The 16,335-nt window shown below is 69.9% G+C and carries 15 protein-coding genes and 1 tRNA gene; 9 read left to right on the forward strand and 7 right to left on the reverse strand.

The annotated features are described in order from the left end of the window. Window positions 1-228: 228 nt before the first annotated feature. Window positions 229-1,314: an endonuclease III gene (gene nth, locus P8T65_RS19805; protein WP_399099379.1), complete on the reverse strand. Its 1,086-nt coding sequence runs from the start codon at window positions 1,312-1,314 to the stop codon at window positions 229-231. Between the two features lie 251 nt (window positions 1,315-1,565). Here nth and P8T65_RS19810 point away from each other — a divergent pair, with 251 nt between their 5' ends. Continuing rightward, window positions 1,566-2,240 carry a Crp/Fnr family transcriptional regulator gene (locus P8T65_RS19810; protein ID WP_005476003.1) on the forward strand — a complete coding sequence of 225 codons (675 nt, stop codon included), beginning with the start codon at window positions 1,566-1,568 and terminating at the stop codon, window positions 2,238-2,240. 242 nt (window positions 2,241-2,482) lie between these two features. On the opposite strand, the gene P8T65_RS19815 is transcribed toward P8T65_RS19810, so the two are convergent. The 4 genes from P8T65_RS19815 to P8T65_RS19830 all read right to left on the reverse strand — a co-directional run bounded on the left by P8T65_RS19815 (window position 2,483) and on the right by P8T65_RS19830 (window position 5,180). Beyond that, window positions 2,483-3,313 carry an MBL fold metallo-hydrolase gene (locus tag P8T65_RS19815; RefSeq protein WP_316726611.1) on the reverse strand — a complete coding sequence of 277 codons (831 nt, stop codon included), beginning with the start codon at window positions 3,311-3,313 and terminating at the stop codon, window positions 2,483-2,485. A gap of 313 nt (window positions 3,314-3,626) precedes the next feature. Beyond that, window positions 3,627-4,496: an NUDIX hydrolase gene (locus P8T65_RS19820; RefSeq protein ID WP_316726612.1), complete on the reverse strand. Its 870-nt coding sequence runs from the start codon at window positions 4,494-4,496 to the stop codon at window positions 3,627-3,629. 61 nt (window positions 4,497-4,557) lie between these two features. Continuing rightward, window positions 4,558-5,025, reverse strand: a complete 468-nt coding sequence (locus P8T65_RS19825) for a RidA family protein (RefSeq protein ID WP_184905352.1) — start codon at window positions 5,023-5,025, stop codon at window positions 4,558-4,560. After that, window positions 5,022-5,180: a DUF4177 domain-containing protein gene (locus tag P8T65_RS19830; protein ID WP_086785308.1), complete on the reverse strand. Its 159-nt coding sequence runs from the start codon at window positions 5,178-5,180 to the stop codon at window positions 5,022-5,024. The genes P8T65_RS19825 and P8T65_RS19830 overlap by 4 nt, the downstream gene beginning before the upstream one ends. A gap of 151 nt (window positions 5,181-5,331) precedes the next feature. Between P8T65_RS19830 and P8T65_RS19835 the strand changes: the two genes are divergently transcribed. Both P8T65_RS19835 and P8T65_RS19840 read left to right on the forward strand, forming a co-directional pair. Further along, a complete protein-coding gene (locus tag P8T65_RS19835) occupies window positions 5,332-6,309 on the forward strand; it encodes an ArsA family ATPase (protein WP_184905354.1) in 978 nt (325 codons plus the stop codon). Further along, window positions 6,306-7,694 carry an ArsA family ATPase gene (locus P8T65_RS19840; RefSeq protein WP_316726614.1) on the forward strand — a complete coding sequence of 463 codons (1,389 nt, stop codon included), beginning with the start codon at window positions 6,306-6,308 and terminating at the stop codon, window positions 7,692-7,694. The genes P8T65_RS19835 and P8T65_RS19840 overlap by 4 nt, the downstream gene beginning before the upstream one ends. A gap of 206 nt (window positions 7,695-7,900) precedes the next feature. Here P8T65_RS19840 and wblA read toward each other — a convergent pair whose 3' ends face one another. Beyond that, window positions 7,901-8,239, reverse strand: coding sequence for a transcriptional regulator WblA (wblA, locus tag P8T65_RS19845; protein WP_033524587.1), 339 nt, complete (start codon window positions 8,237-8,239; stop codon window positions 7,901-7,903). A 554-nt stretch (window positions 8,240-8,793) separates the two neighbouring features. Between wblA and P8T65_RS19850 the strand changes: the two genes are divergently transcribed. Further along, window positions 8,794-11,100, forward strand: a complete 2,307-nt coding sequence (locus P8T65_RS19850; protein ID WP_316726615.1) for a transglycosylase domain-containing protein — start codon at window positions 8,794-8,796, stop codon at window positions 11,098-11,100. A 476-nt stretch (window positions 11,101-11,576) separates the two neighbouring features. Here the strand turns inward: P8T65_RS19850 and P8T65_RS19855 are convergent, their stop codons facing one another. After that, on the reverse strand, window positions 11,577-12,044 hold the full coding sequence (locus P8T65_RS19855) for a GatB/YqeY domain-containing protein (protein ID WP_033524585.1): 468 nt from the start codon (window positions 12,042-12,044) through the stop codon (window positions 11,577-11,579). A 190-nt stretch (window positions 12,045-12,234) separates the two neighbouring features. On the opposite strand from P8T65_RS19855, the gene P8T65_RS19860 reads away from it, so the two are divergent. The 5 genes from P8T65_RS19860 (at window position 12,235) to P8T65_RS19880 (ending at window position 16,192) form a co-directional block, all read left to right on the forward strand. Beyond that, the gene (locus tag P8T65_RS19860; protein WP_316726616.1) at window positions 12,235-13,167 is read left to right on the forward strand and encodes a metallophosphoesterase; all 933 of its coding nucleotides are present in this window, start codon (window positions 12,235-12,237) and stop codon (window positions 13,165-13,167) included. 248 nt (window positions 13,168-13,415) lie between these two features. Then, window positions 13,416-14,249 (forward strand): Pr6Pr family membrane protein, encoded by an 834-nt coding sequence (locus P8T65_RS19865; RefSeq protein WP_316726617.1) that lies wholly within the window; start codon window positions 13,416-13,418, stop codon window positions 14,247-14,249. 29 nt (window positions 14,250-14,278) lie between these two features. Beyond that, window positions 14,279-14,352 (forward strand) — tRNA-Pro (locus tag P8T65_RS19870). 242 nt (window positions 14,353-14,594) lie between these two features. After that, entirely contained in the window at window positions 14,595-15,284 is a 690-nt protein-coding gene (locus tag P8T65_RS19875; RefSeq protein WP_316726618.1) for a DUF488 family protein, read from the forward strand. A gap of 122 nt (window positions 15,285-15,406) precedes the next feature. After that, window positions 15,407-16,192, forward strand: coding sequence for a hypothetical protein (locus tag P8T65_RS19880; protein ID WP_316726619.1), 786 nt, complete (start codon window positions 15,407-15,409; stop codon window positions 16,190-16,192). The last annotated feature ends 143 nt before the right edge of the window (window positions 16,193-16,335 follow it).

A 16,335-nucleotide genomic window follows, 5' to 3' on the forward strand; every position in this document is an offset into this window, starting at 1 on the left:
CCGGTCCCAACGCCCGGAGGACCGCTGATCGTTCCACTTGGGCCGCATTTCCCACTTGTGGGTGGCGGAAGGCGGGGCGGGGAGGGCGCGGTCCGGAGTGGGGGCGCGGGACGGCGCGCATGGTGCAGGGGGTGCGGGCGCCGGCGCGCGTGCCCGAGGGGGCGGGTCCGGTGGTGTGGGCGCCGATGATGCCACCGGCGGGCATGGCCGGGCGCTCGATGTGGGCCGTCATCCGGCGGCTCCGAGTGGCGGGGCCGGGATGCCGCCCGCCTCCAGGTAGGACTGCGGGGGCTTGAGGCGCTGACCGGGGAAGCCGCCCTTCTCGTACTTCAGGAGCTTCCTGGCCTTCTCGGGGTCGGTCTCCCCCTCACCGAACGCCGGGCAGAGCGGAGCGATGGGGCAGGCGCCGCAGGCCGGTTTGCGGGCGTGGCAGATGCGGCGGCCGTGGAAGATCACGTGGTGCGACAGCATCGTCCACTCGCTCTTCGGGAAGAGCGCGCCGATGGCCGCCTCGATCTTGTCCGGGTCGGTCGCGTCGGTCCAGCGCCAGCGCCGTACGAGCCGTTGGAAGTGGGTGTCGACGGTGATGCCGGGGCGGCCGAACGCGTTGCCCAGCACGACGAAGGCGGTCTTGCGGCCGACGCCCGGCAGCTTGACCAGGTCTTCGAGACGGCCGGGGACCTCACCGCCGTGGTTCTCCACCAGGGCCTTGGACAGCCCCATCACCGACTTCGTCTTGGCCCGGAAGAACCCGCAGGGCCGCAGGATCTCCTCGACCTCCTGCGGGTCGGCCGCGGCCAGGTCCTCGGGGGTGGGGTACTTCGCGAACAGTGCCGGTGTCGTCTGGTTGACCCGCAGGTCGGTCGTCTGGGCGGACAGGACCGTCGCCACGATCAGCTGGAAGGAGTTCTCGAAGTCCAGCTCGGGGTGCGCGTACGGGTACACCTCGGCGAGTTCGCGGTTGATGCGGCGGGCACGGCGGACGAGGGCGGTCCGGGACTCGGGCTTGGCCGCCGAGGCCTTTCTCCGAGCCGGGGCCGCTCCCTGCGCCGCGACGGCTCCCTGCGCTGGGGCGGCCTTCTTCACCGCCGCCGCCTTCCGGGCGGTGGCCCTCTTCACCGGGGCCGGCTTGCTCACCGGGGCCGGTTGGCCCGCCGGGGCGGGTTTGCTCGCCGAGGCTGCTCTCGCCGGGGCCGTGGTCTCTCGGGCGGAGTTCTCCGCCGCTGATGGATCGGACACCTTCGTCGCCTTTGCCGTTTTGTTCGCTCCCGTGGGGCCCTGTTCGCCCACAGCGGAATCGCGCCGTACAACCACGTGTCCAGCCCCCTCGGCCTGCGCTCTCACCGGCGATTTGGACACCCGGCCAGCCTAAAGCCCGGCACCGACATCCGCCCCGGGCCCAGAAGATCGGCCCCCAATTGGACCCCTGACGCTTACCCCGGGACATGTGTGCGGCATCCTTGTGACAGATCACACTGTTTGGACCGTCCGGCAAGATGGGGAACACGGTCCCCTGGTAATACGGGGAGCAAGATCCCCTGAGCAGGTCGACAAGGAGAGAACTCGTGGACGACGTTCTGCGGCGCGCCCCGCTCTTCGCGGCGCTCGATGACGAGCAGGCCGCGGAGCTCCGCGCCTCCATGAGTGAGGTGACCCTCGCGCGCGGTGACGCTCTCTTCCACGAGGGTGACCCGGGAGACCGCCTCTACGTGGTCACCGAGGGCAAGGTGAAGCTGCACCGCGCCTCGCCCGACGGCCGCGAGAACATGCTGGCCGTGCTCGGCCCCGGTGAGCTGATCGGCGAGCTGTCGCTGTTCGACCCGGGTCCGCGGACGGCGACGGCCACCGCGCTGACCGAGGTCAAGCTGCTGGGCCTCGGCCACGGCGACCTCCAGCCCTGGCTGAACGCGCGGCCCGAGGTGGCGGCGGCGCTGCTGCGCGCGGTCGCCCGGCGACTGCGCAAGACCAACGACCAGATGTCCGACCTGGTGTTCTCGGACGTGCCCGGGCGGGTCGCTCGCGCGCTGCTGGACCTCTCCCGCCGGTTCGGCGTGCAGTCGGAGGAAGGCATCCATGTGGTGCACGACCTCACGCAGGAGGAGCTGGCGCAGCTCGTGGGCGCGTCCCGCGAGACCGTGAACAAGGCGCTGGCGGACTTCGCGCAGCGCGGATGGCTGCGCCTGGAGGCTCGCGCGGTGATCCTGCTGGACGTGGAGCGACTGGCCAAGCGCTCTCGCTGACGCGGGGCTCGACTTTCGATCAGGTTCGTCTTTCGTTCGATCGGGTTCGTCTTTCGATGGGGTTCGTCTCGCTCACGGGGCGGGCCCCATCGTTCCGTGGCGCCCTGGACGCGCTTGGAAGGGGCCTCTGGGGCCCGAGAGGGACTTGAGGTCGGGTGGCCACCCCGGGAGTCCGGGAAGCCCGGAGACGGACACTCAGGCGCAAAGACGGTCAGGCTCGACCTCAGACCGAGTCGAAGCGGTCAGATCAGGCCGTGTTCGGTCAGGTACTCCAGCTGTGCCCGTACCGAAAGTTCCGCGGCGGGCCACAGGGAGCGGTCGACGTCCGCGTAGACGTGGGCGACGACGTCGCCGGGAGTGCGGTAGCCGTTCTCGACGGCCGTCTCCACCTGGGCCAGCCGGTGGGCGCGGTGGGCCAGATAGAACTCGACGGCACCCTGGGCGTCCTCCAGGACGGGACCGTGACCGGGGAGGACGGTGTGGACGCCGTCGTCGACCGTGAGGGACCTGAGGCGGCGCAGCGAGTCGAGATAGTCGCCGAGACGGCCGTCGGGGTGGGCCACGACCGTCGTGCCGCGGCCCAGGACGGTGTCACCGGTCAGGACGGCCCGGTCCGCCGGGATGTGGAAGCAGAGCGAGTCGGCGGTGTGGCCGGGGGTGGGGACGACCCGGAGCTCCAGGCCGCCGACCGAGACGACGTCGCCCGCGCCCAGTCCTTCGTCGCCGAGCCGCAACGCCGGGTCCAGGGCCCGTACGTTCGTGCCGGTCAGCTCGGCGAAGCGGGCGGCGCCCTCCGCGTGGTCGGGGTGCCCGTGCGTGAGCAGGGTCAGCGCGACACGACGGCCGGCCTTCTCCGCCGTGGCGACGACGTTGCGCAGATGAGCGTCGTCCAGGGGACCGGGGTCGATCACGACGGCGAGGTCGGAGTCCGGTTCGGAGACGACCCAGCTGTTGGTGCCGTCCAGCGTCATCACGGAGGCGTTCGGCGCGAGCACGTTGACGGCCCGGGCGGTGGCGGGGCCGGACAGGACACCGCCCCTGGGCTGTCCGGGAAGGGCTGCTGCGTCGGTCATACGGAGGTGCCTTCCAGCGGGAGGGGAGAAGTACGACGGTGCCGCGAGCGGGCCCGGACGGCGCCCCGACCCACATACGGCGGTACGAGGCACGCGGCCACGGACTCGGACCGACCGCTCGACTGCCCCGGGCGTGCTGCGACTCGCCCGGCGCGCACTGCCGCCCGACGCGGACAGGCTGCCACCCGCCCCGGCAACGCTGCCGCCCGACCAGGCAACGCTGCCGCCCGACCAAGGGCTGCCACCCGCCCCGCCAGCGCCGCCGTCCCGCCTGGAAGGGCTGCCGGCCCTCCCCGAACGGCTGTCGTCGCCGTCATGTCGGGTCTCCGGCGGCCGGAACTCGCTTGGTGAACTCGTCGTGGCCCGGCCAGGAGAGGATCACGTCGTCGTTCTCCAGGCGGGCCCGGGCGAGGACGGGTGTCAGGTCGCGGGCGGGGGCGGCGGCGAGCGCGGCGGCGGCCGAGTCGTACTCCGCGAGCCGGCGCAGGGTCGCGATGGTCGGCGGCATCATCAAGAGCTCGCCCTTGTCGTAGCCGTCCGCCGCGTCCCGGGGCCGGATCCACACCGTGCGGTCGGCCTCCGTGGAGGCGTTGCGGGTGCGCTGCCCCTGCGGAAGGGCGGCCACGAAGAACCAGGTGTCGTAGCGCCGGACCTCGAACTCCGGGGTGATCCAGCGCGCCCAGGCGCCGAGGAGATCGGAGCGCAGGACCAGTCCCCGGCGCTCCAGGAACTCGGCGAAGGACAGCTCCCGGGCGGCCACCGCGGCGCGGTCCGCCTCCCAGTCGTCGCCCGTGGTGTCGTCGATCACGGTGTCGGGGCTCGGCCCGGCGAGCAGGACGCCGGCCTCCTCGTACGTCTCCCGGACGGCCGCGCAGACGATCGCCTGGGCGTCGGTCTCGTCGACGCCGAGGCGGGACGCCCACCACGCACGCGTGGGGCCCGCCCAGCGGATCTGGTGGTCGTCGTCGCGTGGGTCCACCCCGCCGCCCGGATACGCGTACGCGCCTCCGGCGAAGGCCATGGAGGCGCGTCTGCGCAGCATGTGCACGACCGGGGTGTCGGCCGTGTCCTTGAGCAGCATGACGGTGGCGGCCCGCCGGGGGGTCACCGGTGTCAGCGTGCCGGCCGCGAGTGCGCGGATGCGGTCCGGCCACTCGGCGGGATACCACTGCCCGTTTGCCATGGGCGGAGGCTAACTCGTCACGGGCTGATGTTCGAGTGAGCCTCCGCGAACCCGGCGGGCTCTAGGCCTCGGCCAGCTCCACCTGGAGCTCCACCTCGACCGGCGCGTCCAGCGGCAGGACCGCCACACCGACCGCGCTGCGCGCGTGGACACCCTTGTCGCCGAAGACGGCGCCCAGGAGTTCGCTCGCGCCGTTCAGTACGGCGGGCTGGCCCGTGAAGTCGGAGGCCGAGGCCACGAAGCCGACGACCTTCACCACACGCGCGACCCGGTCCAGGTCGCCCGCCACGGACTTGACGGCGGCCAGGGCGTTCAGCGCGCAGGTACGGGCGAGCTCCTTGGCCTCCTCGGGGGTGACCTCGGCGCCCACCTTGCCGGTGACGGGCAGCTTGCCCTCCACCATGGGCAGCTGCCCGGCGGTGTAGACGTACACCCCGCTGCGCACGGCCGGCTGGTACGCGGCGAGCGGCGGGACGACCTCGGGCAGCCTCAGCCCGAGTTCCGCGAGCTTCGCTTCGACGGCGCTCACGGCTTGGGCCGCTTCAGGTAGGCCACCAGCTGCTCGGGGTTGTTCGGCCCGGGCACGACCTGGACGAGCTCCCAGCCGTCCTCGCCCCAGGTGTCCAGAATCTGCTTCGTGGCATGGACGAGCAGCGGCACGGTTGCGTATTCCCACTTGGTCATGTGGCCGACTTTATCCGCTGCCCGGCCGCCGCCCGGCACGGGTTCCGCCGCCGTCCGGGCACGGGGCGCGCGGGGGCCGCCGGACGGGAGAGGCGCAAGTTGTCCACAGCCTCCCGCGTATGCCGCGCGCGGACTGGTTAGGCTCGAATACGTGAGCAGGCTCCAGGTCGTCAGCGGCAAGGGCGGGACCGGAAAGACCACGGTCGCCGCCGCACTCGCGCTCGCCCTCGCGACCGAGGGGAAGCGCACCCTTCTGGTCGAGGTCGAGGGCAGACAGGGCATCGCACAGCTCTTCGAGGCGGAGGCACTGCCGTACGAGGAGCGGAAGATCGCGGTGGCTCCCGGGGGCGGGGAGGTGTACGCACTGGCCATCGACCCCGAACTGGCCCTGTTGGACTACCTCCAGATGTTCTACAAGCTCGGCGGGGCGGGCCGGGCCCTGAAGAAGCTCGGCGCCATCGACTTCGCGACCACGATCGCGCCAGGCCTCCGGGACGTCCTCCTGACGGGCAAGGCCTGCGAGGCGGTGCGGCGCAAGGAGAAGAGCGGGCGGTTCACGTACGACTACGTGGTGATGGACGCGCCGCCCACCGGGCGCATCACCCGCTTCCTGAACGTCAACGACGAGGTGGCGGGCCTCGCGAAGATCGGCCCGATACACAATCAGGCCCAGGCCGTCATGCGGGTCCTGAAGTCCCCCGAGACGGCCGTGCACCTGGTGACGCTGCTGGAGGAGATGCCCGTCCAGGAGACGGCGGACGGCATCGCCGAGCTGCGGGCCGCGAGGCTGCCGGTGGGGCGGATCATCGTCAACATGGTGCGGCCCGAGGTGCTGGACGCGGGCGAGCTGGAGTTCGCGCGCGCGGTGCCGCGTACGGCCGTCGCCAAGTCCCTGTCCACGGCGGGCCTGGGCGGCGCACGGCGCGGCGGCAACGCCGAGCGGCTGGTGGAGCCGCTGCTCGCGCAGGCCGAGGAGTACGCCGAGCGGTACACCCTGGAGCACGAGCAGCGGGGTGCCCTCGGCGAACTGGGCCTGCCGCTGCACGAACTGCCGCTGCTCGCCGAAGGAATGGACCTCGCGGGCCTGTACGAACTCGCCACGGAACTGCGTCAGCAAGGGATCTCATGACTCCGGACCCGGCCGCCGAGCGCGACGCGGCGCACGACCAGGACAACGAAAATGCCCCCGCCCACGCCCCGTCCCAGGTGCCGGACGGGCATCGCGTGATCAGCCCGACCCGGCCCCTGGCCGTCGATCCCCTGCTGGACGACCCAGGGACCCGCATCGTGGTCTGCTGCGGCGCCGGCGGTGTGGGCAAGACGACCACGGCGGCGGCTCTCGGGCTGCGGGCCGCCGAGCGCGGCCGCAAGGTGGTCGTGCTGACCATCGACCCCGCCCGGCGGCTCGCCCAGTCCATGGGCATCGACTCGCTGGACAACACCCCGCGCCGGGTGAAGGGCATCGACGGGGACGGCGAACTGCACGCCATGATGCTCGACATGAAGCGCACGTTCGACGAGATCGTCGAGGCGCACGCGGACCCCGAGCGGGCCTCCGCGATCCTGAACAACCCCTTCTACCAGTCGCTCTCGGCGGGCTTCGCGGGCACGCAGGAGTACATGGCGATGGAGAAGCTGGGCCAGTTGCGGGCCCGGGACGAGTGGGACCTGATCGTCGTCGACACCCCGCCGTCCCGCTCGGCGCTGGACTTCCTGGACGCGCCGAAGCGGCTGGGTTCGTTCCTCGACGGCAAGCTGATCCGGGTGCTGCTGGCGCCCGCGAAGGTCGGCGGGCGGGCGGGGATGAAGTTCCTGAACGTCGGCATGTCGATGATGACAGGCGTCCTGGGCAAGCTACTCGGCGGTCAACTGCTCAAGGACGTCCAGACGTTCGTGGCCGCGATGGACTCCATGTTCGGCGGCTTCCGTACCCGCGCGGACGCCACGTACAAGCTGCTCCAGGCACCGGGCACGGCCTTCCTGGTGGTGGCGGCGCCGGAGCGGGACGCGCTGCGTGAGGCGGCGTACTTCGTGGAGCGGCTGGCGGCCGAGGACATGCCGTTGGCCGGTCTGGTGCTCAACCGCGTCCATGGCAGCGGCGCGGCTCAGCTGTCCGCCGAGCGCGCGCTCGCCGCCGCGGAAAATCTTGACGAGCCCCGCATTGTGGATCAGATGGACGGGAAAGCAGTTCGTAACTCTCCCGACACGTACGACAGTTCAGCCAGTTCAGCCAGTTCAGAATCTTCCGCAACGACCGGTCCGCAGGACGGCTCCCCCGCCCCGGACCTGACGGTGGAACAACTCACGGCGGGCCTGCTCAGGCTGCACGCCGAGCGGATGCGTCTGCTCACGCGCGAGCAGCGCACGCGTGACCGCTTCACCGCGCTGCATCCCGAGGTGGCCGTGGCCGAGGTGGCCGCGCTGCCCGGTGATGTCCACGACCTGGCGGGGCTGCGGGACATCGGGGACCGGCTCGCGGCCATAAGACCGGAGCTGCCCACCACCGACAACTGACCGGCCGCCCCATCGACAACCGACCGGCTGGCCCACCAGCAACCGACCGGCCGACCTGCTGAACTGACGTGACGGAAGGCCGAGGAGCCGTCCGCGGCCCCAAGGCCGATCCACGTCTCGGGGCACCCGAGAGCCGGCACACCTGCCCGACGCGCCGACACCTCAAGGGCGCCCTCGACCGACGTGGCCCGGAAGGGGCCTCGTCCTCAGCTCACCGCCGCGTAGTTCTCGTACATCTCGTCATCGTCGAGCGGCAGAATGCCCGCGCCACGCTCGTACTCCGTGCGCGCGGTCTCCAGCAGCCTGCGCCACGACGTGACGGTCGGTCGCCTACGCAGCAGTGCGCGGCGCTCTCGCTCCGTCATTCCTCCCCACACGCCGAACTCGACGCGGTTGTCCAACGCGTCCGCCAGGCACTCCGTCCGCACCGGGCATCCGGTGCACACCGCCTTGGCCCTGTTCTGCGCTGCTCCTTGAACGAACAGTTCATCCGGATCGGTAGTGCGGCAGGCAGCCTGCGCACTCCAGTCGGTTACCCAGCCCATACCGGCGCCGTCCTCTCCCGAATCGAGGCTCCCCCACGGCGGCAGCGGCATATTCACCGCCGCCAGTTGAGGACGTTACGGAAGGTGGGCACAGCGCAACACCCCCTTCGGGCCCAATCTTGAATGGCCCGAACGGACTATGCGTAAGCGGCAGATCACCCGCGGGAGTGACCTGAGGACATACGTGACTATCCCGCCAGAACGGGACAGTTGACATGCGTCACAACGGACACCGAATGACACACGAGGTGGATTCGGACACGGCACCGGAAAAAAATCGGAAGAACGTCAGAACGATTCGGGCTCGCTGGACGTACTTGATACAAGGGCCTACGGCTGTGACAGTTGAGAGCAGCTTAGGCCAAGGCCTGCGCACGTGTCCGGCAAAATGAGAACGTAGACAGCCGTTCATGTTTCCTTCACGCCCCGACGCCCACCGCGTCCCGGGCCCCAGGCCGCGGGCCCGGACCCCGGATGTCACGATCCGGCACCCGTACCCCTCCGGACCCACCTGCTCCTTCGGAACGGTCATCGGTACGGATTAGGCTGCCCTCATGCCAAACAAGCGCTCGGGTGGTGGTCTGTCCCCCACACAGCAGGCCGCCAAGTTCCTAGGTGTCAGCGTGCTCGCCGGCGCCGTCATGGCGGGCATCGCCCTGCCCGCCGTCGGCGCCCTGGGGCTCGCGGCCAAGGGTTCCGTCGAGGGGTTCGACGAACTCCCCGCCAACCTCAAGCAGCCGCCGCTGAGCCAGCGCACCACGATCCTCGACAGCAAGGGCGACTCGATCGCCACGGTGTACAGCCGCGACCGTACGGTGGTCGATCTCAAGGAGATCTCGCCGTACATGCAGCAGGCGATCATCGCGATCGAGGACGCCCGGTTCTATCAGCACGGCGCGATCGACCTCAAGGGCGTCCTGCGCGCGCTCAACCGGAACGCGCAGGACGGCGGTGTCACCCAGGGCGCGTCCACGCTGACTCAGCAGCTGGTGAAGAACGTGGCGGTGGAGGAGGCCGGTGACGACCCGACGCTGGTCGCCCAGGCGACCCAGCAGACCCTCGGCCGAAAGATCAACGAGCTGAAGAAGGCGATCCAGGTCGAGGAGGAACTGAGCAAGAAGAAGATCCTCGAGAACTACCTGAACATCACGTTCTTCGGCCAGCAGGCCTACGGCGTCGAGGCCGCTGCCCAACGGTACTTCTCCAAGTCCGCCAAGGACCTGGACGTCGAGGAGGCCGCACTCCTCGCCGGCATCGTGCAGTCGCCCAGCCGGTACGACCCGGTGAACGACCCGCAGGAGGCCACCAAGCGGCGCAACACAGTGCTGCAGCGCATGGCCGATGTCGGCGACATCTCCCAGGCGGACGCGGACAAGGCCAAGGCGAAGCCGCTCGGCCTCGACATCAGCAAGCCGAAGAACGGCTGCATCACCGCCGTCAAGGGCGCGGGCTTCTTCTGCGACTACGTCCGCAAGATCTTCCTGAACGACCCGATCTTCGGCAAGACGAAGGAAGAGCGGGTCAAGATCTGGAACCAGGGCGGTCTGACGATCCGGACGACGATGGACCCGAAGGCCCAGAAGTCGGTCCAGGCCTCCGTCAAGGCCCACGTCCGGCAGAAGGACGAGGTGGCTACCGCCGCCACCATCGTGGAGCCGGGCACGGGCAAGATCCTCGCCATGGGCCAGTCCAGGCCGTACGGCCTGGACACCAAGAAGAACGAGACGTCGATCAACCTCTCGGTCGACGAGTCGATGGGTGGCGGAGCGGGCTACCAGCCCGGTTCGACGTTCAAGCCGATCGTCGCCGCGGCGGCCATAGAGGACGGAATGTCCCCGGGGAAGATCTACCCCGCGCCGTACCGGATGGCGTACCCGAGTCCGATCTCCACCTGCGGCGGCGGCACCTGGCGCAACGGCACCGGCACCAGCGCCGCGAAGCTCGAGAACGAGAGCGCGAGCGAGGTCGGCCCGTACTCGATGGAGAAGGCGACCGCACTGTCGGTCAACACCTACTTCGTGCAGATGATCGCGGACATCGGCATCTGCCCGGTGACGAAGATGGCCAAGAAGATGGGCGTCGAGCGGGCCGACGGCCGCAAGATGGACCAGGCTCCGTCGATCGCGCTCGGCACGCAGGAGATGTCCCCGCTGACCATGGCGAACGGGTACGCCACCTTCGCCGCCCGCGGCATGTACTGCACGCCGGTCGCCATCGAGTCCATCACCCAGCGGGTCGGCGAGAAGTCGAAGTCGCTGGAGGTCCCGAAGTCGACGTGTTCGCGCGCCATGTCGGAGAAGACCGCCGACACGATCAGCACCCTGCTGGAGGGCGTGGTCGAGGACGGTACGGGCCGGGAGGCCGGCCTCGGCCCCAGCCGCCCCAGCGCCGGTAAGACCGGTACGACGGACTTCCGTTACGCGGCCTGGTTCGTGGGCTACACCCCGAACATGGCCGGTGCGGTCTGGGTCGGTGACCCCGCGCACAAGCGCCGCATGGTGAACATCACCATCGGCGGCGAATGGCACGACAAGGTCTTCGGCGGCCGGGTTCCCGGTCCGATCTGGCGCGACATGATGTCCGGCGCGCTGGCGGGCGAGCCGAGCCCCGACTTCAACCGCGTCTACATCCCCGACGAGCGGCCGGACCGCGACCGTGGGGACGACGACAACGGAAACGGGAACGGAAACGGGAACCGCGACGACAACGGAAACGGTGACGACGGCGGCGGCTTCATCGGCGGCAACGACGGCGGCACCAGCTTCCCGACCCCGGACTTCACCATCCCGGAGAACTGGTTCGAGGGCCAGACGAACGGCGGGAACAACGGGAACGGCAACGGCGGCGGCGGGTTCGGGTGACGAACGGACGGACGAACGGCCGGACGGACCGGAGCACGGCCGGGGTCCGGGAGGCGGTTCGCTGACCTTCGTGGACCGGTGACGGCCGGCCGGTGGAGCCGGGCCGGGAGATAGAGGTACGGCGGTGGGGGCGCCCCTGGAGAGGGGGCGCCCCCACCGCCGCTTAGTGGGAGGGCCGGGAGGGAGCCGGGGGTCGCGTGGCGTTGGGCGGGCATCGGACGGCTGCCGGAGCCGGTGAGCTTGGCGGGCGCCGGAAGGGCGGGGCGGAGTCGGAAGCCGACCGGGAGCCGGGGATCCCTGGCTGGCCGGAGCCGGCAGCCGACCGGGGAGCCGGAAAGCCTGGCTGACCGGGGGCCGGAGCCGACCGGGAGCCAGAAGACCGCGCCGGAGTCGGAAGCCGACCAGGAGCCGAGAAGCGTGGCTGGCCGGAGTCGGAGCCGACCGGGGCCCAGGGAGCCTGCCGGAGCCGGGGGCTGTCAGCCGCCTGCGAGCTGCTGCTTGACGATGGCGGCGACTCGGCCGCCCTCGGCGAGCCCGGCCACCTTCGGGTTGACGATCTTCATGACCTGGCCCATCGCGCGCGGCCCCTCGGCACCGGCGGCCCGCACCTCCTCGACGGCCTGCACGACGATCTGCCGCAGCTCCTCGTCGGAGAGCTGCTTGGGCAGGTACTCGGCGAGGAGCTCGCCCTCCGCCTTCTCCCGCTCGGCCGACTCGGTACGACCGCCCTGGGCGAACGCCTCCGCGGCCTCACGGCGCTTCTTCGCCTCCTTGGTGATCACCTTGAGCACCTCGTCGTCGGAGAGCTCACGCTTCTCCTTGCCCGCGACCTCTTCCTTCGTGATCGCGGTGAGCGTCAGCCGGAGCGTCGAGGAGCGGAGCTCGTCGCGCTCCTTGATGGCGGCGTTGAGGTCTTCCTGCAGCTTCGACTTGAGCGTGGTCATGGCGTCGATTGTCGCAGGTGTGGCGTGCGGAGCGCGCCTTGATTTCGCTGGTGTGCGCGAATCGGTTGCGGGAGCCGGAGTCGGTTGTCCACAGGGCGAGTTGACGACCGGTGACGATCGGCGGTGGTGAGCGGGGGGGGTTGTCCACAGGCGGGCGCTCGGGCTCGGCGGGGTCTGACACGATGGACACATGCGAGCGCGATACGGAGTACCTCTGGGGATCGCGGCGGTCGGTGCCGCCGGTGTGGTGTACGCGGCGGGTTTCGAGGCCCGCTCCTTCCGGCTGCGGCGGGTGACGGTGCCGGTGCTGCCACCGGGCATGCGACCGCTGCGCATACTCCAGGTGTCCGACATCCACATGGTGAGCGGGCAGCGCAAGAAGCAGCGCTGGCTGCGCTCCCTGGCCGGGCTGCGTCCCGACTTCGTGATCAACACCGGGGACAACCTCTCCGACCCCGAGGGCGTCCCCGAAGTGCTGGACGCGCTGGGCCCGCTGATGGAGTTCCCCGGCGCGTACGTCTTCGGCTCCAACGATTACTACGGCCCCAAGCTGCGCAACCCCGCGCGTTACCTCCTGGAGAAGGTCCAGGGCCGGCACGGTCTGAACGGCAACAAGCCGGTGGTGGGCGCCATCCACAACCCGTGGGAGGACCTGCGGGACGGCTTCGACGGGGCCGGCTGGCTCAACCTCACCAACACCCGCGGCACTCTGAAGATCGAGGGCATGGCGGTCGAGCTGACCGGACTGGACGACCCGCACATCAAGCGGGACCGGTACGCGCGGGTGGCCGGCGGTCCGTCGGACTTCGCCGACCTCTCCCTGGGCGTCGTCCACGCCCCCTACCTCCGCAGCCTCGACGCCTTCACCGCCGACGGATACCCCCTCATCCTCGCCGGCCACACCCATGGCGGACAGCTCTGCGTCCCCTTCTACGGCGCCCTCGTCACCAACTGCGATCTCGACACGGACCGCGTCAAGGGCCTCTCCACGCACACGGCCGACGGCCGCACCGCCTACATGCACGTCTCCGCCGGCTGCGGCACGAACCGCTTCACCCCGGTGCGATTCGCGTGCCCGCCGGAGGCTTCCCTGCTGACGCTGGTGGGACGGGAGGAGGCGTAGGACTGGCGGGTCAGGGCCTGGGCCTGGATCGAGGCAGGGCCCGCTCGACGGGGCCTGGCTGGACTGGGCCGTGGCGAGGACCTTCGACAATGCCTGGCGGCTGGGGCCGGCAGTGCTCGGGTTGGGACCGTGCCTCGCGGCGAGGCATGTCGGCCGCGCCCGGCGTGGACGGGCCCCCGCCCCTGTACACCCACCCGTACGGATCACCCTAAATAGTCCCTTCCGTCCGGTCGGCTTAGCGTGAGCGCATGACCGCTCCGATACCCAGGGACATCCCCGATCTGCCCGCGATCTCGGGCATCCCCGCCCCGGTGACATCCGTCGTGCCCGCGACGGCGGTGGTGGCACCGGCACGACGCCCACTGGCGGGGACTTACCGCGCCCTGGTCGCGCTGGCGGCGGCAGCGGCCGTGGTGACCGAGATGGTGCTGGGCAGCCCGCTACGGGCGTTCAGCCATTTCGCGGTCCAGAGCGCGGTCCTGGTGGCTCTGGTCTTCGCGGTCTCGGCCCGCCGCGCGGTCTCGGCCCGCCGCCCCCTGCCGTCCGCGGTGACGGGCGGCACGGTTCTCTACGCCGTGATCACGGCGTCGGTGTATCACCTGCTCCTGACGAAAGGCCCGGCGGCCTTCTCGATGACCATGTCGCCGACGGGCACCCTGGTCACGCCCACAGGCTGGCTCGCCGTGACGGACGTCGCCTTCCACACGGTGATCCCCCTCGCGGTGGTGGCGGACTGGCTGTTGCTGACGCGCCCGTCCCCACCCCGGCTGATCCACGCGGCGGCCTGGCTGCTCTACCCGCTGGCCTATCTGGCGTCCACGCTCGGCCGTGCGGCCCTGGTGACCACCGACTGGCCGGCCCCGTACCTCTACCCGTTCCTGGACGTCGACCGCCACGGCTACAGGGGCGTCCTCGGCAACGCCCTCCTCCTGGGCCTCGCCTTCTGCGCCGCCGCCCTCCTGATCGTCGTGGTCGACCACCTCCGCCCCGACCCGGTGCGCCCCCGCCGAGGGCGCCCCGACCGCCCTGACCGCCACCCCGAAAACCGGATTTCGTCTCGGGCCACCGGTGGGCTAAAGTAAACGACGTCGCCGCGACAAGCAGCGACAATCGGGGTGTAGCGCAGCTTGGCAGCGCGCTTCGTTCGGGACGAAGAGGTCGTGGGTTCAAATCCCGCCACCCCGACAGTGAAGTACCAGGTCAGGGGCCTGATCCGCAGTGCGGGTCGGGTCCCTGATTGGTTCCTGGAGATCGCTTGGGAGAAATCTGGGAGAAGATCTTGGTCGGCTTCTCCCGGGAGCAGTCTCCGGTGCCGCAGGAACAGCGGCGCTCACGCGCCCGATGACCTGCGCATTCGCGAATCCGGGCTCGTAGCTGATCAGGAACACCCGTGCGGGCCGCCCCAACGGTCGTTAGGAACACCGCATATGGCTGGTCATCTCTCAGCTCCTTCTCACGACCGGGCCCGTGCGCTCGCCCAGCGGGTACGTGCGTTAAGGGAAGACCGTGGGTGGACGCGGGAACGGCTGGCGAAAGAGGCAGGCATCGCCGTCGGAACGCTGGGCCGCCTGGAGAGCGAGGGAGCGATCCAGCCAGGTTTCCTGACCGTTGCCTCGGTGGCTGAGGCTCTTGCGGTCTCTCTCGATGATCTGTTCCAGGCGACCCAGGTCCCGGCCGTCACGCCCGGCCTCTGGTCCGCCGGATACGAAGGGCGGGACATCGACTCGTTCGTCGCCGCGCTCGTCGACAGCCACATCGGTGTCGTGGCGGATGTACGGCTCACGCCGATCAGTCGCAAGAAGGGCTTCAGCAAGACCCGCCTCGGAGATGCCCTGGCGGAGGCCGGTATCAAGTACACGCACCTGCGTGGCCTGGGCAATCCGAAGGACAACCGGGAGCCCTTCTGGGACGGCCGGGTCGAGGTGGGACGCGCGCGCTTCCGTGGCCTGCTGCGGTCCCAGGAGGCACAGGCCGACCTTGACCGCCTCGCGGAGCATGCCCAGCAGTCGCGGGTGGCGGTGTTGTGCTTCGAGAAGGACGAGAGCCGCTGCCACCGGCAGGTCGTCCTGGAGACGGTTCGCAATCGAGCCGCCGTGCCGGTAATTCCCCTGGCCTGACTTCACCCCTCGCTCCTGCACGCGCTCTTGCCCGCATCGCATGCCTCTCCTCCAATCATCAGATCGGGAGATCTATGGAGGGGGCAACCATGGGATCGGGGAGTCGAGAGCGCGCACGGATCATGATCACGGTCAAGACCTATCCGGAACTGTCCGCGAAGTACCACGAGACGAGCTGCGTGGCCGGTATACGGCTCGACCAGGGAACGCCCCAGCATGTGCGGCTCTTTCCGGTTCCGTTCCGGTTGCTGAACGAAGAAAGCCAGTTCGCCAAGTACTCGATCGTCGAGGTCGACGTGCAGCGACACCCTGGGGACCGCCGTTCCGAGAGCTTGCGCCCCAACCTGCAGACCCTCAAGGTCATCGAGCGCCTTGGGACAGCGGACGGCTGGCGCGAACGCTTCTCGCATGTTCAGCCCCTCGTGGCGCCGTCCTTGTGCTCCATAAAGCGGGACCAGGAACGGCGAGGGACGTCGCTTGGTGTCTTCCGCCCAGAAGAGTTCACCGGCTTCCGCTTCGCTCCTGCTGAGCCCTGGCCAGCTTCAAAGGCGGCCCTGGCTGATCAGTTGGATCTACTCGCGCAGGACCTTCGCCAACTGGAGTGGGTGCCACTTGAGTTCCGGTACAGCTTCCGATGCGCGGATCGGGAGTGCGGTGGTCACGACATGGGGCTGAGGGACTGGGAGGCGGGCGAGTCGTACCGCAAGTTCCTTCGCCAGTATGGGAAGGACGACGTGGAGGAGAAGCTCCGCGAGCGCTGGTTCGACCGAATGATCTCTCCGGAGAAGGCCGTGCACTGCTTCGTCGGAAACGTCGCGGCCCGCCCCAAGACTTTTCTGCTGCTGGGCCTGTTCTACCCGCGACGGGATGTCGTCGAGAACTTCCAGGAGAGTTTGTTCGACCTGTAAGGGTGAGTACGCAGGGCATGGTCCCCGGGGCCAACCGCATCGGGGACCCCAGCCGTCATTCCTACAGCCGCTCCACCTTGATGCTGGTCGTCGCCGTGGCGCCCTCATAGTGCCGCGCTCAGTTACAACGCTCCCGACGCCCC

Source organism: Streptomyces sp. 11x1 (genome assembly GCF_032598905.1).
Taxonomy (GTDB): Bacteria; Actinomycetota; Actinomycetes; order Streptomycetales; family Streptomycetaceae; genus Streptomyces.